Source organism: Paracoccus sp. 228, from assembly GCF_000967825.1.
In the GTDB taxonomy this organism is placed as follows: domain Bacteria; phylum Pseudomonadota; class Alphaproteobacteria; order Rhodobacterales; family Rhodobacteraceae; genus Paracoccus; species Paracoccus marcusii.
Genome location: NZ_JYGY01000001.1, coordinates 1,013,006 through 1,033,372, shown reverse-complemented (window position 1 = coordinate 1,033,372; position 20,367 = coordinate 1,013,006). Strand labels below are relative to the sequence as shown.

Here is a 20,367-nt window from a genome sequence, read left to right as displayed (position 1 = left end):
CGTCTTCAGTCGTTCAGCCGCCGCATCAGCGCCCAGGCCAGGCCCGAGCAGATCAGCGTCGCCGTGATCGCCGGGATCGCCGTGCCGTTGTAGAGCAGTCCCACCGGTGCTGCGATCAGCACCGCCGCCAGCGTCGAGATCGCCGCGACGATGGATGCAGCCATGCCGGCGATATGGCCCATGCGCTGCAGCGCCAGCGCGTTCAGGTTGCCGAAGGTCACCCCGGCCATGAAGAACACGCTGACCGCCCAGAAGAAGAAAACCGGGAATTCCAATCCCTGCGGCAGCACGCCGGACAGGATCAGCGTCAGCGCCAGTCCCGACACGATGGTCTGCATCACATAGGCCCATTTCGCGATCCGCCGCATGCCGAAGCGCATCACGAAGGTCGCGTTCAGCACTGTTCCCGACCCCGACAGCAGCGCCATGGCGGCGAACCAAAGGTGGAAGTTCTCTCCCTTGCCGTAGGTTTCGCCGAAGAGCTGCTGGGCCGAGGACAGCAGGCCGAACATCTGCCCGAAGCCGAGCGTCAGGATCAGCGTCGCCAGCATCACCTGGCGGTCGGACAGGACCTCGCGCGCGGCGGCATAGAGGGTGCCGATGCGCAGGGGACGGCGGGCGGCGGGGGGCAACGTCTCTGCCTGGCGGATGTTCAGCCACAATGCGCCGATCAAAGCGAAGGCGATAAAGGCCAGGAACACCCCGTGCCAGTCCGAGATCGCGATGATCCCCGCACCAAGCGTCGGCGCCACAGCCGGGATCATGATGAAGATCATCATGACGAAGCTGCTGATCCGGGCCATCTCGCGCCCTTCATAGAGGTCGCGGACCAGGGCCAGGCCCACGATGCGCGGACCCGCGGCGCCCAGGCCCTGCACGAAGCGCGCGACCAGCAGCAGCTCCAGCGAATCGGCATAGATCGCGGCGATGGTCGCGGCGATGTAGATGCCAAAGCCGATGGTGATCGTGCGCTTGCGGCCAAGCGCGTCGGATAGCGGGCCCGCGAACAGCGTGCCAAGTCCCATCCCGGCCACGAAGGTGGTCAGGATCAGCTGGGCGCGGTTCACGTTGTCGGGCGTCAGGTCCGCCGCGATGTCAGGCAATGCAGGCAGCATCGCGTCGATGGAAAAGGCGATGGTGGCGAAAAGGAATGCCAGCATCGCGATGAATTCGGGCAGGGGCAGGCGCTGCTGTTGCGCAAGCCCGGGGTGGGAAACGTCTGTCATGGGGTCACCGGTTGGGTCAGACCCTCAGATAGGCCCATCTTGCAGAGTCTGCAAGTTGACGCTAACGGGATGCTGCCATGATCTCGTCGATGACGCTCTGCCACAATTCAGCGGGCTGGGCGCCGCTGACCGCATGGGCATCCGCGACGATGAAGGTCGGGACCGACGAGATCCCGCGCTGTCGGGCGTGCGATTCGCGACGGGCGACCTCGTCGCGGTCGGCGTCGCTGGCCAGCAGGCGCGCGGTCAGGGCAGGGTCCATGCCGGCCGCCCCGGCGATCGCCGACAGGACGGACGCATCGCCGATGTCCTGGGCATCCTGCCAATGCGCCCGCAGCAGGCCGGCCATCACCCGGCCTTGTGCACCTTCCAGCCCGGCCCAGTGCATCAGGCGATGCGCATCGGTCGTGTCGGGTTCGCGCGGCGAGGGGTTCAGCGTCAGGCCGAGGGCCGCGGCGCGTTCCGCCAGCGCGCGCGCGGCGGCATCGACCTGATCGCCCAGCTTGGCCCGCAGATAGGCCACGCGGTCCATCCCTTCGGGCGGCATGGCGGGGTTCAGGCGGAACGGGTGCCAGGTGATCGCGAAGGGATGATCGGGGCGGCTTTCCAGGGCGCGATCCAGTTCGACCTTGCCGATCAGGCACCAGGGGCAGACGGGATCGGCGAAGATGTCCAGGCGGGTCATGGTCGGTCCTTGCGATGCGCCTCGCGCAGGGCGCGGCGGTTGATCTTGCCGGTGGGCGTGCGCGGCAGCGCGTCCAACGGGATCCACGCGCGGGGCTGCTTGTAGCGGGCAAGGCCGGCCTCGGCCAGAGCCTGCATCTGGTCAGGCGTCGCGGCACCGGTCCAGAAGGCCGCGACGATGCTGACCCCCGGCGCGGTGGGCAGTTCCGCCACCGCCACGTCACCCGCATGGGGATGGCTGGCCAGGTGATCCTCGATCTCGGGCGGGGCGACGCGAAAGCCGCCGGCATTCATGATGTCGTCGGCCCGCCCCAGCAGCGTGATCGCGCCGCGATCATCGGCCTGCGCCATGTCGCCGGTCACGAACCAGTCGCCGCGAAAGCAGGCGCGCGTCGCGTCGGGATCGTCCAGATAGCCCAGGAACAGGCCCGGATCGTCGCGCCGGACCGCCAGCGCGCCCGGCTGTCCCGGCGGCAGGGGGCCATCGTCGCCCAGGATCGCGACATGACGGCCGGGCTGCGGAAAGCCCGCCGTGCCGTGGGGCGCGGGCCGGGACGGGCTGCCCGAAAGGAAGGTCGAGATTTCGGAGGCGCCCATCGCCTCGTGCAGGTCGGTGCCGGTGCGGGCGGTCCAGGCGGTGCGCAGGCCGGGGTCCAACCGCTCTCCGGCGGCCAGGGCGTGGCGGAGGGTGGCAATCGGCGGCCAGTCCGCGCGCAGCATCCGGCGAAAGACACCGGGCGCCCCGGCCAGGATCGTCGCGCCGTGACGCGCGGCCAGCAGGGGGATGCGTTCGATCGGGCTGCCGTCGGCGGGGATCAATGCCGTCGCCCCCAGGGTTCACGGGTCCAGCAGCCCGGTGCCAAGGGTGAATGTCCAGTTGAACGCCCCGGCATGCAGCAGGCGATCGTCGGCGCGCAGCCCGTACCAGCCCGCCATCATCGCCTGCCGCGCCAGGATCGCGCGATGCGCGTGTATGACGGCCCGGGGCTGGCCAGAACTGCCCGAGGTGAAGACGATATAGGCCAAGCGATCCGCGGACCCTTGGGCGAAATCGGCCGGGGGAAGCGTGGCAATGCCGTCAAGGTCGCCCTCGGTCAGGACGGGGGCGGGATGGTCGGGCAGGGGCACGCCCGCGCCGGCCACGATCATCGCGGGTGCGATGCGGGCAGCGATGCGCGTGATCTCGGCCCCGGTCAGCTGGGCCGAGGTCGGCACCGGGATCACCCCCGCAGCGATGGCCCCCAGATAGGCGATGGGAAAGGCCGGGCGGTTCGCCAGCCGCATCAGCAGCCGGTCGCCCGGGCGCAGGCCCGCGCGTGTCAGGCCCGTGGCCGTGCCCAGCACTGCGCGGCGCAGATCGCCGTGGGTCCAGACCTGCGCGTCGTCAGGGCCCATGACGACCAAGGCCTGGTGGTCCGGGACAGCCTGCCCTGCCCGCAGCACATGTTCGGCCAGGTTCATTCCTGCGTCCTGCCTGTCGCCCAATAAAAAACGGCCCGCGCGAACGGGCCGTCCGGATCACGCGCGATGGCGGATCAGAGCAGTTTCAGATCGCTGGCCGAGGCGCGGCCATCACGGCCGGACTGCAGCTCGAATGCGATCTTCTGGTTGTCCTGAAGGCCCGTCAGCCCGGCACGCTCCACGGCCGAGATGTGCACGAACACGTCCTTGCCGCCGTCATCGGGCGCGATGAAGCCGAAGCCCTTGGTCGAGTTGAACCATTTTACCGTTCCGGTCGCCATAACCGTATTCTCCTTCAAGTCATCCCGACGCAGGATTGCGCCAGGCCGTGCAGCCCGCTTTCGGTCTTCCGGCTGCCCAAGAGGGAGGCGGTAGAAAGTCTTCGCTCACGCGACTGAGAGGATGCCCGAATCGTTGCAAAACGCAAGAGTCAAACGCGGCCCCGTGGTGCCGCGTTTGACGCAGGCGGGGTTCAGCGCAGGTCCGGGGGCGTGGCCTCGGCCGCCAGATCGGCCACGACCTGGTCCAAGGTCACGGTGCGACTGCCCTGCGCGTCCAGGCGGCGCAGCGAGACGGTGCGGTCCTCGACCTCCTTCATGCCGATGGCCAGGATCGCCGGAACGCGGCCGACCGAATGTTCGCGGACCTTGTAGTTGATCTTTTCGTTACGGATGTCGGCCTCGGCGCGGATGCCCTGCGCACGCAGCGCGGCCACGACCTCGTGCACATAGGCGTCCGCATCCGACACGATCGAGGCCACGACCACCTGACGCGGCGCCAGCCAGAAGGGCAGCTTGCCCGCGCTGTTCTCGATCAGGATGCCGATGAAGCGCTCGAAGCTGCCCAGCACCGCGCGGTGCAGCATGATGGGCCGGTGCTTGTGCCCGTCGGCACCGACATATTCAGCATCCAGACGTTCCGGCAGGTTGGGGTCCACCTGCAGCGTGCCGCATTGCCAGTCGCGACCGATGGCATCGGTCAGCACGAATTCCAGCTTCGGCCCGTAGAACGCGCCCTCGCCGGGGAACACGGTATAGTCATGGCCCGCGGCCTTGCAGGCGTTGCCCAGGGCGGCCTCGGCCCGGTCCCAGCTTTCCTCGGTGCCGATGCGCTTTTCGGGGCGCGTCGACAGCTTGATCCGCCAGCCCTCGAAGCCCAGATCGGCATAGATCCCGGCCAGGAAGTCGATGAACTTCTTGGTCTCGGCTTCGATCTGGTCCTCGGTGCAGAAGATGTGGGCGTCGTCCTGGGTGAAGCCGCGCACGCGCATAATGCCGTGCAGCGCGCCCGAGGGTTCATAGCGGTTGCAGGACCCGAACTCGGCCATGCGCAGCGGCAGGTCGCGATAGGATTTCAGGCCGTGGTTGAAGATCTGAACGTGGCACGGGCAGTTCATCGGCTTCAGGGCGTTGATCGTCTTGGTCTTGGCATGCTCCTCGTCAACCTCGACGATGAACATGTTTTCCTGATAGTTCTCCCAGTGCCCTGATTCTTCCCACAATTTCCGGCTGACGACCTGGGGCGTGTTGACCTCGACATAGCCGTCGGCGCGCTGCTTGCGGCGCATGTAGTCCTGCAGCGTGGTATAGATGTTCCAGCCGTTCGGGTGCCAGAACACCTGGCCCGGCGCCTCCTCCTGCATGTGATACAGGTCCATCTCGCGGCCCAGCTTGCGGTGGTCGCGCTTGGCGGCCTCCTCCAGCATCGTCATGTGCGCCTTAAGGTCGTCGCGGTTGCGGAAGGCCACGCCATAGATGCGCTGCAGCATGGGTCGCGTCGCGTCGCCCAACCAGTAGGCCCCGGCGATATGGGTCAGCTTGAAGGCATCGGCAGGCAGCTGGCCGGTATTCTGCAGGTGCGGACCGCGGCACAGGTCCTGCCAGTCGCCGTGCCAGTACATGCGCAGGTCCTGGCCCTCGGGGATGCGGTCGATCAGCTCCAGCTTGAAGGGCTCGTTCGCCGCCTTGTAATGGGCAATCGCGCGGTCGCGGTCCCAGATCTCGGTGCGGACGGGTTCGCGGGCGTTGATGATCTCCTTCATCTTGGCCTCGATCGCGCCCAGGTCGTCGGGAGTGAAGGGTTCGGCCCGGTCGAAATCATAGAACCAGCCGTGGTCGCGGACCGGGCCGATGGTGACCTTGACGTCGGGCCAGATCGCCTGGACCGCACGGGCCATCACATGGGCGAAATCGTGGCGGATCAGCTCCAGCGCCTGCGCCTCGTCCTTCATCGAATGAATGGCGATCTGGCCGCTGGCGGTGATCGGCCAAGCCAGGTCGATGTGGCTGCCGTCCAGGCTGGCGGAAATGGCGCGCTTGGCAAGGCTGGGCGCGATGCTCTCGGCGACCTCGGCGGCGGTCACGCCGGCGGGATAGTCGCGCGCATTGCCATCGGGAAAGGTGAGGGTGATCTGGGACATGTTGTCCTCCTCGTCGGTTTGGCGCCCACGGAACGCCCGGTTGCGGGTTATGGTCGGGCAGGCATGGACGTGCCCGCGCGATTAGTCAAGATTACGGCAACACACGGGAAGCCAGCATGAGCCACCACAGCGATTTCGAGGAGCAACTGTTCGAGCGTCTGGTCGAGGACGCCGACAGTGACGGCGGCCTGTCCGACGCCCAGAGCCGGGTCGAGCCGCGCAACTTCCTGCGCCACATCCTTTCCTTGGCGGCGTCGAAACTGGCCGACGGGCTGGTCGACGCGAAACTGGTTCTGTCCTGGCTGCTGACCCATTTGGGTGCGGGGGCGGGCGTGATCGGCCTGCTGGTGCCCGTCCGAGAGGCTGGGTCGCTGCTGCCGCAACTGTTCACCGCAGGGGCCATCGGCGCTTTGCCGCGACGCAAATGGGCCTGGGCCGTGGGCAGCGTCGTGCAGGGTCTGGCGGCGCTGGCCATCGCGGGCATCGCCCTGACGATGGAGGGGCCGGCCGCGGGCGGGGCCATCATCGCAGCCCTGGCGGTGCTGGCCTTGGCGCGGTCGGTCTGTTCGGCCAGCTACAAGGATGTCTTGGGCAAGACGGTGGGCAAGTCGCGGCGCGGCGCGGCTACGGGTTTCGCCAGCAGCGTGGGCGCCGCGGGGGTCATCGTCTTTGCGGGCCTGCTGCTGTGGCAGCCGCTGGACCGGGCGGTGCTGGTCATCGGCGCGGTGGCGCTGGCGGGCGTCGCCTGGATCCTGGGCGGCGCGATCTTTGCGACCTTGGACGAGGAGGCGCAGCCGCGTGAGGAGGTGCTGAGCCTGTCGCAGTCCATCGGCCAGCTGCGTCTGGTCCGCGAGGATGGACAGCTGGCTCGGTTCATCGTCGCGCGGTCGCTGCTGGTGGGGTCGGCCTTGGCACCGCCCTATCTGCTGGTGCTGGCCGCGGCGGGGCAAGGAGACCGTCAGCTGGGCCTTCTGGTGCTGGCATCGGCGCTGGCATCCCTGCTGTCGTCCTGGGTCTGGGGGCGGATGTCGGACCGGTCGGCCCGCCGGGTGCTGATCTGGTCGGGCGTCGCGGGGGCAATCGCCCTGGGTGCGGCCCTGGTTCTGGCGGCGATGGGGCTGGCACAGGTGACGGGCGCGATCGCGGTGGTTCTGTTCGGCCTGATGATCGCCTATCACGGCGTGCGGCAGGGGCGGACGACTTATCTGGTCGACATGGCGCCCGATGATCAGCGCGCCGCCTATACCGCGGTGTCGAACCTGGTGGTCGGTGTCGTCCTGCTGGTGGCCGGCGCCGCCTCTGCGGGGCTGGCGGTGCTGGGCGCACAATGGGCGGTGGCCGCCTTTGCTGCGGCGTCGGCCCTTGGGGCCTGGGTCGCATGGGGATTGGACGAGGTGAGCGAATGACGGATTATCTGACGACGGATACGGGACGGCGCATCGCCTACGATCGCCTGGAAGGGCAGGGCCCCGGCATCGTGTTCCTGGGCGGGTTCCGGTCCGACATGCAGGGGTCGAAGGCGGTCCATCTGCGGGACTGGGCGGCGGCGCAGGGGCGTGCCTTTTTGCGGTTCGACTATTCCGGGCACGGCGCCAGCGACGGCGCGTTCGAGGAGGGCTGCATCGGGGATTGGGCCGCCGATGCCCGTGCAGCGATCGAGGCGCTGACACAGGGCCCGCAGGTTCTGGTCGGATCGTCGATGGGCGGGTGGATCAGCCTGCTGATGGCACGAACGATCCCGGACCGCGTTGCCGGGCTTGTCACGATTGCCGCGGCCCCGGATTTCACCGAACGCGGGTTCTGGGCCGGGTTTTCACCCGGCCAACGCGAGGCGCTGACGCGCGACGGCCGCATTGCCCTGCCAAGCGAGTACGGAGAGCCGCTGGTCCTGACGCGCCGGTTGATCGAGGATGGCCGCGACCAATTGGTGCTGAACCAGCTGCTTTCGCTGCCTTTTCCGGCGCGGATGCTGCAGGGGACAGCGGATGCGGATGTGCCGGTGTCCTGGGCGATGGACCTGCTGGATCACGCGTCGGGCGAGGATCTGCGGCTGACCCTGGTCAAGGGGGCCGATCACCGGTTCTCCTCGCCCGACTGTCTGGACCTGATCGTCGCGACGATCGAGGAGGTCGTTCAGAACGTCAGGGAATAGTGGTCGCCCATGTCGGGCTTGTCGCCGGTGATCTTGGATTTGGCGATCTGGTACAGGAAGGCCATGCTGCCGCCGGTGGCCCAGACTTCCGCCTCGGTCAGGTCCAGACGCAGCAGCTGGACGTCGGGGTCCTGCTTGCCATCCTCGAACCAGCTGGAGGCGACCGCATTCCAAAGCTCGTCCAGCTTGGCGCGGTTGTCGGACAGGGACAGGGTGCCGTGGATGCGGGCGTAAAGGCCTTGGCCGCCATCGCTGACCACATGCATCGCATCCTGCGGACCCGATGCCACGCTGCGGGCCAGGTCGGTGTCCTTGGCGGTGATGAACCACAGCACGCCGACCTTGCGGTCGGTATAATGCGACATCGGAACAAGCCGCGAATCCTGGGTCACACCCAGCATGCCGCTGTTGATGTCGTCCAGACGGCTCCAGAACTGGTGATTGTGGTCGGTCATCCTGCGATCCTTTCGTGCCGCATCAGGCGGCGATCGCGGGATAAACAACGATCCGCGGGACCGGGTTCCCCCGTCCCGCGGGACTGGCGTCAGACCGCGACGTTGTCCGAATGGACCGGATCGTTGACGCCGCAATCGGCGGCCGCGCCGCCGGCCCGACGCTTGCGCCGTGGCTTGACGCTGTCCGGAAGGGCTGCGTTTTCGTCAATGAAGTCAAGAACCAGCGGGCGGATGTTCAGGCGCCACGACTTGCCTGCAAAGATGCCGTAATGGCCGGCGCCCGGTTCAAGATGCTGAACCTTCCTGGCATCGGGCACGCCGGTGCACAGTTCCAGCGCCGCGACGCATTGGCCCGGCGCCGAGATGTCGTCATTCGCCCCCTCGACCGTCATCACGGCGACGTCGGTGATCTTGCCGATATCGACGGGACGGCCGTCGACGGTGAAACGGTTCTGCGCGATCTCGAGGTTCTTGAAGATGCGTTCGACGGTCGACAGGTAGAATTCAGCCGTCATGTCCATGACCGCCAGGTATTCGTCATAGAACTTGTTGTGCTTGTCGCCTTCACTGGCGGTGCCGCGCGCCTCGGCATAGATCTGTTCGATGAAGGCGCGGGTATGGGTCTGCATGTTCATGGTGATGAACGACGACAGCTGCGCCAGCCCAGGATAGACCATGCGCCCGGCACCGCGATACTTGAAGCCCACGGACTGGATCGCCAGATGCTCCAACTCACCCATGGTGATGCGGTTGCCGAAATCGGTGACCTCGGTCGCGGCCGCATCGGGGTCGACGGGGCCGCCGATCAGGGTCAGGGTGCGCGGCTGCGCGGCCGGCTCCTCCTCCGCCAGGATGGCTGTCGCGACCAGGGCCAGGGGCGCCGGCTGACACACCGCAATGACATTCACGTCGGGGCCCAGGTGACGAATGAAGTCGACCAGGTAGCGGGTATAATCCTCGACGTCGAACTTGCCCTCGCTGACCGGAATGTCGCGGGCATTGTGCCAATCGGTCACGTAGAGTTCGCAATCGTTCAGAAGCGACAGCACGGTCGAGCGCATCAGGGTCGCGTAGTGACCCGACATCGGCGCGACCAGCAAGACCTTGCGGGGCAGGGGGTCGCGACGGGCGACGCGGAAATGGATCAGGTCGCCGAAGGCCCGGCGCAAGACCGGCTCGACATAGACGACGTGGTCCTGCCCGTCCTCTCCGGCGATAGGGGGGATCTCCCAGTCGGGCTTGATCACCATGCGTGCGAAGCTGCGTTCGGTGACACGGCCCCAGGCCCCCAGCATCCGGAACGCGGGATGCGGGACCAGCGCGAAGGCGGGATAGGCCCCGATCGCGCGGGCGGTCGCGCCCATCCATTCGTTCGTGTTCCGAATCGTCTCCATCGCGTCATAGGACACGATGCCGCGAAGACCTTTGACCGACATGTAACCCCACAATTGCTGCGCCGCGGCACATGATCTGCGCGCGACGGGGCGGCGGGAACGGGGTCAGAAGCCGGGTTTACGCCTTGCCTGCCCTGCGCATATCATGACCGTATAAGTAGGGGGGATTACGGATCATGGCAAGACAGCCGGACAAGACGGGTAAAAATGTTGCCAAATCACGTGGGAAACCGGCAACAACCGCAAAGGCGCGCGCGAAGCCCAAGCCCCAGGCCAAGACCCCGGAGGTCGAGGTGAAAACGCCCCAGGCCAAGGTGGAGGCCGCCGAATCCAAGATCGAGACGCCGCGGGTCGAGGTCACGTCGCCCGAGGCCGAAGCTAAGGTTGCGGCGCCCAAGCCCGCCCCCGCCGCCCACAAGCTGGCCGAGAATATCGAGCGGATCGAGACCCTGGGTCACCGCCTGATGGCCGCGCTGGCCGATCGCAACCTGCCCAATCCCGGCGTCGAGGGGCCGGGTGCCGAGCTGTACCTGACCGCCGCGAACGCGTTCCTGAAGACGCTGGCGGAACATCCTGCCAAGATGATCGAGACGCAGGTCACCTTCTGGGGACAGACCCTGTCGAACTATGCCCGCGCGCAGAAGGCGCTGGCCACTGGGCAGCTGACCGCCCCCGAGGATGACAGCCCCGCCGATCGCCGCTTCGCCAACCCGCTGTGGCAGACCCATCCCTATTTCAACCTGATCAAGAAGCAGTACCTGACCAATGCGCGCGCGCTGAAGGATGCGACGGCGACGCTGGACCTGCCCGACGACGTGACCCGCAAGCGTGTCCACTGGATGACCGCGCAGATCATCGACATGATGGCGCCCACCAACTTTCTTGCGACCAATCCCGACGCGCTGGAGAAGGCCGTCGAGACCGAGGGCGAAAGCCTGGTCAAGGGGCTAGAGAACCTGGTTCGCGATGTCGAGCAGCATGGCGGAGAGATGATCGTGTCCCTGGCCGATCGCCGCGCCTTCACGGTCGGAGAGAACATCGGCACCGCGCCCGGCACCGTCGTCTATCGCGCGCCGCTGTTCGAGCTGATCCAGTACGCGCCCACGACGCCCAAGGCGCATGCGCTGCCCTTGGTGATCTTTCCGCCCTGGATCAACAAGTTCTACATTCTGGACCTGAAGCCCCAGAACAGTCTGATCCGCTGGCTGGTGGATCAGGGTCAGACGCTGTTCGTCGTCAGTTGGAAGAACCCCGATGCCAGCCTGTCCGACACCGGCATGGAGGAGTACGTCCAGGCCTATCTGGACGCGATGGACCAGGTGCAGGCCCTGACGGGACAGGCGCGGCTGAACGCGGTCGGCTATTGCATCGCGGGCACCACGCTGTCGCTGACGCTGGCGCTGCTGAAGCAGAAGGGCGATCGCCGCGTGAACTCGGCCACGCTGCTGACCACGCTGACGGACTTTTCCGACCAGGGCGAATTCACCAGCTTCCTGCAGGACGATTTCGTCGGCGGCATCGAGGCCGAGGTCCAGCGCCACGGCCTGCTGCGGGCGCAGCTGATGTCGCGCACCATGAGCTTCCTGCGCGCCAACGACCTGGTCTGGGGCCCTGCCATCCGCAGCTACATGATGGGAGAGACGCCGCCGGCCTTCGATCTGCTGTTCTGGAACGGCGACAGCACCAACCTTCCTGGACGCATGGCGACACAGTACCTGCGCGGCCTGTGCCAGAAGAACGCCTTTGCCGAGGAGGGGTTCGAACTGCTGGGCCACCGCCTGCACCTGTCCGACGTCACGGTGCCCCTGTGTTCGGTCGCCTGCGAGGGTGACCACATCGCACCCTGGAAGGATTGCTGGCGCGGGGTGGCGCAGATGGGATCAAAGGACAAGACCTTCATCCTGTCGCAATCGGGGCATGTGGCGGGCATCGTGAACCCGCCCACGCGGCAGAAATACGGCCACTACCTCAGCGATCACGGCTTTGGCGGCACGCATCAGGACTGGAAGGACGCGGCCGCGTTCCAGCAGTCCAGCTGGTGGCCGACCTGGGGTGCATGGCTGGCCGAGCGGGCTGGTCCGATGGTGCCCGCCCGCGACCCCGGAGCGGGTCTTGATCCCGCCCCTGGCCGCTATGTCCACGAGCGCGCAGGCTGAAGCGGGGCTGGCGCACAGGACTTTCCAAGGGCTTGCGCCGGCCCGCCGGATTTTCGCCGCGCCGCAGAAAAAATACTTGAAATGCTGCGGTGCAGCATTCATATTGGTGGCATGGAATGGATCGCAGCGACCCGTTCCCTCTGTCTCTCGGTCGCTGCATCACAGGAGTGAACGACATGGCAAAGACCCCCGATATGACCAAGACGATGCAGGACATGATGGCGAACTTTCCCATCGATACCAGCTCGATGCAGGACGCGATGAAGTCGCAGTCGATGATGGGCGAGAAGCTGGCCCGCGTCGCGCTGAGCGCCGCCGAGCGTTCGACCGAGATCTCGGCCCGCTGGGCCAAGGACTCGATCTCGCGCATGGGCGAGCTGGCTGCCGTCAAGCAGGACCCGTCCGAATACGCCAAGGCCATGAGCGATTTCGCCTCGGCCGCAGCCGAAATGGCCGCCGAGCACATGGCTGCCTATGCCGAAGTCGCCAAGAAGGTCCAGATGGACACCGTCGACCTGATGCTGACCGCCGGCAAGGACATGGCGTCGGATGCGCAGAAGGTGGCTGAAAAGGCCGCCCGTGACACCCAGACCGCCGTCAAGAAGGCCGCCACGGCGACCGCCGACAAGTGATCGCCTGATCACCGGAAACGACCGGGCAGGGGCGACTTCGGTCGCCCCTGTTCGCATTTGCGCGCCGGGGCTTTTTCCTTTGCGTTTTGCGGGTGCAGAATTCATCATGGCGGCCAGGATGAATTCAAGGAACCCAGGATGGCCGCATCGACTGCGCCGCTGCTGATCAAGCGTTATGCCAGCCGCCGCCTCTATAACACGCAGACCAGCGACTATGTCACGCTGGAGGATATCGCGGGCTTCATCCGCGATGGCCGCGAGGTCAAGATCATCGACCTGAAGTCGGGCGACGATCTGACCCGCCAGTACCTGCTGCAGATCATCGCCGAACATGAAAGCCGGGGCGAGAGCGTCCTGCCGCTGGACGTTCTGACCGACCTGGTGCGCAGCTATACGACCAACGCGCAATCGGTCGTCCCGCAGTTCCTTGCCGCCAGCTTCGAAATGCTGCGCGAGGGACAGTCCAAGCTGATGGAGAACATGGCGGCGATGCCCAATCCCATGGCCACGATGCCGGGATTCGACGCGCTGCAGCGCCAGCAGCAGATGTTTCTCAAGGCGATGATGGGCGGCTGGCGCGGTGGCGCCTCGGGCCCCGAACGCGAGGATGGCACGCCTACGCCCCCCGCCGGCCCCGCAACCCCCGAAGACGAGCGCGACATGGCCGAGATCCGTCGCCAGCTTGCCGAACTGCAAAAGCGCGTTTCCAAGCTGTGATCCCCTTGCACCGCGCCGTGCGTCGGGCTAGACCCGCGTCACGGAGCGGTGGCCGAGTGGTCGAAGGCGCACGCCTGGAAAGTGTGTAGGCGGGAGACCGTCTCGAGGGTTCGAATCCCTCTCGCTCCGCCACTTGCACATTGCAAACCCGAAAATAGGTCCCTCGCGGGGCCTTTTTCTTTATGTGCCAAAGGGGTTTGTAGGAGCCATCCGTCCTTCGGAGACGGCCCAACCGCGCGAGATCGGTCTCCGAACGCCCACCGTCTCTTTCCACCCGCCCCTCGCTCTCGGCGAGACGGGTAATAAATCACCATATATTTCAGTAATCTGATGAGGTCGCGCTGCGCCCTTGTTTCACTGGTCCCGGCTTGTCTCAAAGCAGATGGCGACGCGACACGGGCGGCGTTGTAGTTGGTATGTCTTGGGAGTTTTGCGCGAAGTCTCTGATGACAAACGCAGTTTCGGCCCCTAGCCTGGCGCAATGTCGAACGAGCCTTGGACAGATCAAGAGAACGACCTGATCGTTGCGGATTACTTCGCGATGCTGGCCAACGACGTCTCTGGCCGCCCCTACAACAAGGCCGAGCACCGGCGCGGGCTTCTACCGTTGTTGAATGATCGGTCCGAGGGATCGGTCGAGTTCAAGCACCAGAACATCAGCGCCGTGATGAAGGGGCTGGGTGAGGACTGGATCCCGGGCTACAAGCCCGCCTTCAATTTCCAGATGACGCTGGTGGATGCCGTGACGCGTTGGCTGGCGCTGAACCCGGCTTGGCTCGGCCGCCATTCGGGTGCAGGAGCGCCGACTGGCCTCGCGGAGGCGCGGCCGATCTGGATCGGGCCGCCGCCCACGTTGTCGAACCAGCCGCCGCCACAGGAACTGGAGCAGATGCTGCACATCGCCCGCAAATTCGATGTCGCGGCGAGAGACGAACGAAACCGCGCCCTCGGCCGGGCCGGTGAGGAGCGCGTCCTGGCGCATGAACGTGCAGCCCTGAAATCAGCGGGCCGCGATGATCTTGCGCGCAAGGTCCGGTGGGTGTCAGAGGAGGATGGCGATGGTGCCGGCTACGATATCGCCAGCTTCGCGCCGGATGGCCGTCCGCGCCTGATCGAGGTGAAGACGACGAATGGCTGGGAACGCACCCCTTTCCACATCAGCCGCAACGAGCTGGACGTAGCCGAGGAGCGGCGTTCGGAATGGTCCCTGTTCCGGCTCTGGAACTTCGCGCGCGAGCCGAAAGCGTTTGAGCTGCACCCGCCGCTGGACGCGCATGTCTCGCTGACCGCGACGTCCTTTCAGGCGAGTTTTTGTTGAGTTGCGACCAAGATCAGAAGCTAATTAGTGCAATCCGAGCGTGAACTTTACCTTAACATCACTAAGCCAGCGTTCCTGGTAGTGTGCCTTGAGATTGGCGGCGCCGATATTCAGCCTTGAAAGCGCTTGCTCCAAGGAGACCAGTTTGTCTTTTTGACCTGCCTGACACCCGAACTTCATGCTGGCGCGATCAGGGCCGCAAAGAAACCAAACATCATTTCGCTGTAGAGCGTGTATCCAGAGATCAAGCTCTCCGGCATCAAGGGCAGGCATTTCACCATCGAAATTGGCAGCATGCATTGCTCTTTCCAGTTCTGTCACAGGGTAATCCTCCCCGTTTTAACGGGGTTTGGTCGTAGAACTCACGCAGCCATTTTCAGTTTCTGTGCGGGTGTTATGCCGCCGATGCCCATGTTGGGTCGCTCGTTGTTGTAAGTCCAGAGCCAGTCGGTTGCGATACTCTGTGCCTCCGCGATGGTTTCAAAAATGTAGAGGTCGAGCYATTCATGGCGGACGGTGCGGTTGTAGCGCTCGACGTAAGCGTTCTGCTGCGGTTTGCCGGGCTGGATGTGGGTCAGGACAATGCCCTGCTTTGCGGCCCAGATTGCCAAGGTTGCGCYGATGTATTCCGGGCCGTTGTCGACCCTGATGGCCATGGGCTTGCCGCGCCACTCGATGATCTGGTTCAGCGCCCGAACCACGCGCTCGGCCGGAAGCGAAAAGTCGACCTCAATGCCCAGACCCTCGCGGTTGAAGTCGTCGAGCACGTTCAGCAGCCGGAATTGGCGACCATCGGCCAGACGGTCGGCCATGAAGTCCATGGACCACACGAGGTTCGGCGCGTCTGGAACCGAGAGCACGTCCGGCTTGTGCCGCTTGATGCGCCGCCTTGGCTTGATCCGCAGGTTCAGTTCCAGTTCGCAGTAGATCCGGCGAACGCGCTTGTGGTTCCAGGCATGGCCACGGACATTGCGCAGATACAGGAAGCATAGGCCGAAGCCCCAGGTTCTGTGCGCCTTGGTCAGGCCCTCAAGAAGATCCGCGATGGTCTCGTTCTCGGCACAGCGCTTCGGGCTGTAACGAAAGCACGTCTCGCTGACCCCAAATGTGCGGCAGGCCAGCGCAATGCTGACCCCCTTCGTTGCCACCGCCCTCGCGGCCAACTCGCGGCGTTGAGCTGGCCGCGTCACTTTTTTCCCAAAGCTTCCTTGAGCAGGTCGGCCTGCATGCTCAGGTCCGCGAACATGCGCTTCAGCCGCCGGTTTTCATCCTCCAGCGCCTTCATCTGGCTCATCATGGACGCATCCATACCGCCATACTTCGCCCGCCATTTGTAAAAGCTCGCGCTGCTGATCCCATGCTCTCGGCACAGCTCCGGCACCGCAACACCGCCTTCGGCCTGGCGCAGCACAGCCATGATCTGCGGCTCGGTAAATCGGGTCTTTCTCATTCGAATCTCCTCAGCTCACGCTACGAGAAAATTCTACGAATAAACCCCCTTAACGATGGGGAGGATTACCATTTTTGTGCCCTTGGGATGAAGACAAGACGGCAGACGCCGCGCCGAAATCGGCGGCGCGGGTGACAGCCGGGTAAAGCTCTCTCCGCCCTTATCTCTGGCGTCTGGCCGTGATCTGCTGTTCGGGCCGGCAGCGCGTCCTGACCTAGCATCCGCACAACAAGACAGCATGTGCATGCAACCGTGCCATCAGTCCGCGTCCCTGCCTGGTCCCTGGAAACCCGGGGGCGGCACGGCGTCTTCGGCATCGGGGTCGCGGCCCTGTACGCGGTCCAGCATTCGCATGATCGGTGTGACCGACAGGCCGTGCATGATGATGGACATCAGCACGACCAGTCCGACGATCGCCCAAAGACGCGCCGCGTGCTGCAGATCATCGATGTGGTTCAGGCCATAGGCCAGGTAGTAGAACGACCCGATGCCCCGGATGCCGAAGAAGGCGATCGTCGTTTTTTCATGCCAAGGAGCGCTGATGCCCGTCATGCCTATCAGGGCGGTGATCGGGCGGATCACCAGCAGGATCACCAGGGCCGCCGCAATATCCATGGGGACCAGGGGCGACAGCAGCCCATTGACGATCGCGCCTCCGAACAGGAGCAGAAGCACCATCATCGAGATCCGTTCGATCTGTTCGATCAGGTCATGCATGGATTTATGGAAGTCGTGATCCCTGTGGGCCTGTCTGAAGGTCAGGGCGGTGACGAAGACCGACAGGAAGCCATAGGCGTGGAACACCTCGGTCAGGCCATAGGACACGAATATCGCCGACAGCGCGATCAGGCCGTCACCGGTCCTTACCAGACGGCTTTCCGCGGGGATGTGGAACGTGATCCATCCAAACAGCCGCCCGACCAGATAGCCGCCCAGGATGCCGACGCCGATCTCCCAAACGACATTGTAGGTCAGCCAGTCCAGGGCCCAAGGTTCGTGCGTCACGGACGCGGACGCCAAGGCTATGGCCAGATGGACGAAGGGGAAAGCGGCGCCGTCGTTCACGCCAACCTCGGATGTCAGGGCGAACCGGACCTCGTCCTCCTCGCCGGTCTTCGGGGGGCCGACCTGCACATCCGAGGCCAGGACCGGATCCGTCGGTGCCAGAACCGCCCCGAGAAGCAGCGCCATGGCCCATGGCAGGGCCAGCCATGTCCCCGCAAGGACAGCAATCAGCGCGATCCCCAAGGGTAGGGTCAGAAAGATCAGTCGCCAGGTGATCAGCCATGAACGCAGGGCCAGCACGCGATCGATCTTGAGGCCCGCGCCCATCAGCGCGATGATGACCACGAATTCGGCAAACCGTTCGGTGATTTCAGGGTGCTCCAGGGGCGATGGAGCGAACCGCAATCCGGGAATGGCACCCAGACCCATGCCAAGGCCGATACAGACGATCGGGAGGGACAGTGGAACACGGCGGAGAGCCAGGGGAAGCCAGGCGACGAGTGCAATCAGCAACCCCAGTCCCATCATCAGAAGGATGTACGGATCGGGTGGCCGGGTCAGGGTTTCGAACATGTCATGCCTTTCGAAACCGCGTCGAAGGCAGGGTTCGATTGAGGGAGGTGAAGGGGAAAGGAAAGTCCGTTGGTCGGACGACGTATGGTGGTAAGACACCGCGATGTGTCCGGGCAGCCTACCGTGATGCTGCCGAAAGGTTCCTGAGTTACATATGCGGCTGAAGAGTTTGACGGATGACGGAACGGCTCCGACCTGGACGTCGACGACCCCGGACCCTGTGGGATCGCCCATCGACTGGGCAAGCGGCTGATGAGAAGTGGATGACGATGGATAGGGTTTTTTGTTAGGACGTCCGAGACAAGCCGCGCGCCTTCATGCGGTGCGTCGATCAGTTTCACTTTTGAACGCGAAGGATCTCCCATGGCCAGACTGTCCGGAAAGACGGCGCTCGTGACAGGCGCGGCGCGCGGCATCGGTGCGGCCATCGCAACGGCCTTTGCCAACGAGGGCGCACATGTCGTTGTCACCGACATCGATAGGATCGGCGGCCATGCCGTGGCAGACGCGATTGGTGGGACATTCGGCCGGCTCGACGTCACCTCCGAAGCGGACTGGAGTACGATTGCCGAGCAGTTCCCGACGATGGATATCGTCGTCAACAACGCCGGGGTCACCGGGTTCGAGGGATCCGTCCCACCGGCGCATGATCCGGAAAATGCACGGCTTGCCGATTGGCGCGCCGTTCATGCCGTCAACCTGGACGGTACCTTCCTGGGCTGCCGCTACGCCATCCGCGCCATGAGGCCGAAAGGCGTGGGATCGATCATCAACATCTCCTCGCGCTCGGGGCTTGTCGGTATCCCGATGGCGGCGGCCTACGCGTCCTCCAAGGCCGCCGTTCGCAATCACACGAAAAGCGTGGCGCTGTACTGCGCGGGGCAGGGCCTGAACATCCGGTGCAACTCGATCCATCCCGCGGCGGTGATGACGCCGATGTGGGAGCTGATGCTGGGCAATGGCCCCGACCGCAGCAAGCGGGAGGCGGCAATGGTGGCCGACACGCCCCTGCGCCGCTTTGGCAGGCCCGAGGAGGTGGCTGCGCTGGCGGTCATGCTGGCATCGGACGAGGCGGCCTACATGACCGGGGCTGAACTGACGATCGATGGGGGTATCCTGGCAGGTTCGGCCGCCGCGCCCGGACGTTAGGCCACAAGGGGGCGCGAGCGCTGTAGGTTCACCGGCACTACCGACTGCAGGCAGTGGCGACCATACCCACGGTCACTCCCGAATGGCCGGCAAAGTATCGGTGATGTCCCTACTTTTGGGATGTCAGGCTAAGCCAGACGCAGTGGTTGGGCCGAAGCGGCGCAGGGAAGGTATTGCGCTTTTACGGCCTCATGAAGATCATCGCTCAGGAGAGAGATTAAGGCCCGGCACATGACCCGATCGCACATGCCAAGCCGGCCACCACGGCTTGCAACCTTGCCTCTGGCGGCCTTCGCTCCCCCGGATGCCTGGATCATCGACGACGCGGATATGAGCAGTGCGGACCGTCTGCAACTGTATGTCGGAGCCGAAGAAATCGGTGACGCCCACACAGACTTCGTCAGGGACCCGGCTTCGGCCATTGTGCTGCCCTTCAGCCAACGCTCAGACGTGCTGTTTTTCCTGATGAATGCGGTCGTCCTCGCGGTCTGCACGAAGTGCGGCGCACTGGCAGGCGGCGTCAGCAATTACCATCCCATAGTGTTTCCCGCGCATCGGGGACTTGGCATCGGCCGCGACTTTCACCTCGTGACGGATGAGAATGGCATGATCCTGTTCCAGCCTGAATACTTCTCAAGGGCAGGATACGCCGCCCGTTTGGCAGCCCATAAAGCGGCCGTCGTTCAGGCGATCAGAGAGGGTCGCGTTGTCCATCCGGAAAACCGCATGCGCTATCGCACTGCCTGGTAGCGGGCCGCTTCCCAAGGCATTGCCCTGTATCTTGTAAAACTGACCCTGCTACGAAAATAACGTTAGACAGAGCGCCCCGTTAACCTTAAGCAGAAAATAATAATAAGAACTACCTCAGTAGTTGAGCGCACTTCGGCGGCAGAGATCGAGGGCACGAGCAGTACGACAAAGACGCATTGTCGATGACATGCGTGGGCTCCCGGGTAAGCTCCGGGAGCTGCTTCTTTTCTACAAAGAGATTTGACGCGTTGAGCCGTCGGCTGACCGGCGCCCCCGTCATGCTGCATACCGTTATGATTCCTCAACAGGTCAAGGTGACCCTGTATTCAGGCCCATCATGGTGTAAGGCCGGTATCGTCGTGGTTTTTGCCCGGCAAATGTTCATAACGCGAAGAGTTCATGCGCCTTCAGTCGAAACTCGCCTTAGGGCTGTCATGTCTGGTCGCAACTGCGATTGCGGTCCTGACGCTGACGCCGGTACCAGCGCCGCCTTTGGGGTCAGTCGCGGAATCCGACAAGATCTACCATATGGTCGCGTTCGGGGTGCTTGCCTTTCCGATGGCCTATCTTCGGCCGCGTTGGCTGATGCTGGCTCTACCCGCCTATCTGGCGTTTGGCGGCTTGATTGAGATCCTTCAGCCATTCGTCGGGCGTGACCGCAGTCTTGGGGACTGGCTTGCGGACCTGATCGGTCTCGGGATTGGTGTCGTCATCGGCTTGGCTGCCGGGCGGTTTGTACCCTTTGCACGGCCGCGCATGCGCCGGTAACCCCGACGGGGGCTTGGCGGAAAAGCCACAGTGTCACGCTACGCCGACGCGCCAACAG

General features: G+C 64.7%; 19 protein-coding genes, 1 tRNA gene and 1 pseudogene. 10 read left to right on the top strand and 11 right to left on the bottom strand.

What is annotated here, in order from left to right; translation table 11 throughout:
• Positions 1-5: 5 nt before the first annotated feature.
• The 6 genes and pseudogenes from SY26_RS05050 to thrS form a co-directional block, all read right to left on the bottom strand.
• Positions 6-1,226, bottom strand: coding sequence for a multidrug effflux MFS transporter (locus tag SY26_RS05050; RefSeq protein ID WP_045999486.1), 1,221 nt, complete (start codon positions 1,224-1,226; stop codon positions 6-8).
• Between the two features lie 61 nt (positions 1,227-1,287).
• Entirely contained in the window at positions 1,288-1,911 is a 624-nt protein-coding gene (locus SY26_RS05045; RefSeq protein ID WP_045999485.1) for a DsbA family oxidoreductase, read from the bottom strand.
• Positions 1,908-2,204 carry a hypothetical protein gene (locus SY26_RS22135; RefSeq protein WP_369799398.1) on the bottom strand — a complete coding sequence of 99 codons (297 nt, stop codon included), beginning with the start codon at positions 2,202-2,204 and terminating at the stop codon, positions 1,908-1,910. The genes SY26_RS05045 and SY26_RS22135 overlap by 4 nt, the downstream gene beginning before the upstream one ends.
• 126 nt (positions 2,205-2,330) lie before the next feature.
• Positions 2,331-3,371: pseudogene (locus tag SY26_RS05040) on the bottom strand (AMP-binding protein); the annotation flags it as partial.
• Between the two features lie 74 nt (positions 3,372-3,445).
• Positions 3,446-3,652, bottom strand: a complete 207-nt coding sequence (locus SY26_RS05035; RefSeq protein ID WP_042244736.1) for a cold-shock protein — start codon at positions 3,650-3,652, stop codon at positions 3,446-3,448.
• Between the two features lie 191 nt (positions 3,653-3,843).
• Positions 3,844-5,790 (bottom strand): threonine--tRNA ligase, encoded by a 1,947-nt coding sequence (gene thrS / locus SY26_RS05030; protein ID WP_045999484.1) that lies wholly within the window; start codon positions 5,788-5,790, stop codon positions 3,844-3,846.
• A gap of 116 nt (positions 5,791-5,906) precedes the next feature.
• Between thrS and SY26_RS05025 the strand changes: the two genes are divergently transcribed.
• Both SY26_RS05025 and SY26_RS05020 read left to right on the top strand, forming a co-directional pair.
• Positions 5,907-7,196 (top strand): MFS transporter, encoded by a 1,290-nt coding sequence (locus SY26_RS05025; protein WP_045999483.1) that lies wholly within the window; start codon positions 5,907-5,909, stop codon positions 7,194-7,196.
• Positions 7,193-7,942 carry a carboxylesterase gene (locus SY26_RS05020; RefSeq protein WP_045999482.1) on the top strand — a complete coding sequence of 250 codons (750 nt, stop codon included), beginning with the start codon at positions 7,193-7,195 and terminating at the stop codon, positions 7,940-7,942. The genes SY26_RS05025 and SY26_RS05020 overlap by 4 nt, the downstream gene beginning before the upstream one ends.
• Here the strand turns inward: SY26_RS05020 and SY26_RS05015 are convergent.
• Positions 7,924-8,397, bottom strand: coding sequence for a pyridoxamine 5'-phosphate oxidase family protein (locus SY26_RS05015; protein WP_045999481.1), 474 nt, complete (start codon positions 8,395-8,397; stop codon positions 7,924-7,926). The genes SY26_RS05020 and SY26_RS05015 overlap by 19 nt on opposite strands.
• 89 nt (positions 8,398-8,486) lie before the next feature.
• The gene (phaZ, locus tag SY26_RS05010) at positions 8,487-9,833 is read right to left on the bottom strand and encodes a polyhydroxyalkanoate depolymerase (protein WP_045999480.1); all 1,347 of its coding nucleotides are present in this window, start codon (positions 9,831-9,833) and stop codon (positions 8,487-8,489) included.
• A 377-nt stretch (positions 9,834-10,210) separates the two neighbouring features.
• Here phaZ and phaC point away from each other — a divergent pair, with 377 nt between their 5' ends.
• The 5 genes from phaC to SY26_RS04985 all read left to right on the top strand — a co-directional run bounded on the left by phaC (position 10,211) and on the right by SY26_RS04985 (position 14,614).
• Entirely contained in the window at positions 10,211-11,947 is a 1,737-nt protein-coding gene (phaC, locus tag SY26_RS05005; protein ID WP_369799397.1) for a class I poly(R)-hydroxyalkanoic acid synthase, read from the top strand.
• 176 nt (positions 11,948-12,123) lie between these two features.
• Positions 12,124-12,579: a hypothetical protein gene (locus SY26_RS05000; RefSeq protein ID WP_045981193.1), complete on the top strand. Its 456-nt coding sequence runs from the start codon at positions 12,124-12,126 to the stop codon at positions 12,577-12,579.
• Positions 12,580-12,717: 138 nt separating this feature from the next.
• Positions 12,718-13,296 (top strand): polyhydroxyalkanoate synthesis repressor PhaR, encoded by a 579-nt coding sequence (gene phaR, locus SY26_RS04995; RefSeq protein ID WP_045981194.1) that lies wholly within the window; start codon positions 12,718-12,720, stop codon positions 13,294-13,296.
• Between the two features lie 42 nt (positions 13,297-13,338).
• A tRNA-Ser gene (locus tag SY26_RS04990) sits at positions 13,339-13,428 on the top strand.
• A gap of 349 nt (positions 13,429-13,777) precedes the next feature.
• Positions 13,778-14,614, top strand: a complete 837-nt coding sequence (locus tag SY26_RS04985) for a DUF3883 domain-containing protein (protein ID WP_045999479.1) — start codon at positions 13,778-13,780, stop codon at positions 14,612-14,614.
• Positions 14,615-14,638: 24 nt separating this feature from the next.
• Here the strand turns inward: SY26_RS04985 and SY26_RS20965 are convergent, their stop codons facing one another.
• The 3 genes from SY26_RS20965 to SY26_RS04970 all read right to left on the bottom strand — a co-directional run bounded on the left by SY26_RS20965 (position 14,639) and on the right by SY26_RS04970 (position 17,642).
• Positions 14,639-14,935, bottom strand: coding sequence for a hypothetical protein (locus tag SY26_RS20965; protein ID WP_139597755.1), 297 nt, complete (start codon positions 14,933-14,935; stop codon positions 14,639-14,641).
• Between the two features lie 41 nt (positions 14,936-14,976).
• Positions 14,977-16,064, bottom strand: a protein-coding gene (locus tag SY26_RS04980; RefSeq protein WP_157020399.1) for an IS3 family transposase whose coding sequence is annotated in 2 segments (ribosomal slippage) — positions 14,977-15,815 and positions 15,815-16,064 — 1,089 coding nt in all. Because the reading frame shifts where the segments join, the coding sequence is not laid out codon by codon here.
• A gap of 258 nt (positions 16,065-16,322) precedes the next feature.
• Positions 16,323-17,642, bottom strand: coding sequence for a sodium:proton antiporter (locus SY26_RS04970; protein ID WP_045999478.1), 1,320 nt, complete (start codon positions 17,640-17,642; stop codon positions 16,323-16,325).
• A gap of 363 nt (positions 17,643-18,005) precedes the next feature.
• On the opposite strand from SY26_RS04970, the gene SY26_RS04965 reads away from it, so the two are divergent.
• The 3 genes from SY26_RS04965 to SY26_RS04955 all read left to right on the top strand — a co-directional run bounded on the left by SY26_RS04965 (position 18,006) and on the right by SY26_RS04955 (position 20,309).
• Positions 18,006-18,791: an SDR family oxidoreductase gene (locus tag SY26_RS04965; protein WP_045999477.1), complete on the top strand. Its 786-nt coding sequence runs from the start codon at positions 18,006-18,008 to the stop codon at positions 18,789-18,791.
• Between the two features lie 231 nt (positions 18,792-19,022).
• The gene (locus SY26_RS04960; protein WP_139597413.1) at positions 19,023-19,541 is read left to right on the top strand and encodes a hypothetical protein; all 519 of its coding nucleotides are present in this window, start codon (positions 19,023-19,025) and stop codon (positions 19,539-19,541) included.
• Positions 19,542-19,940: 399 nt separating this feature from the next.
• Positions 19,941-20,309 (top strand): VanZ family protein, encoded by a 369-nt coding sequence (locus tag SY26_RS04955; RefSeq protein WP_064503537.1) that lies wholly within the window; start codon positions 19,941-19,943, stop codon positions 20,307-20,309.
• The last annotated feature ends 58 nt before the right edge of the window (positions 20,310-20,367 follow it).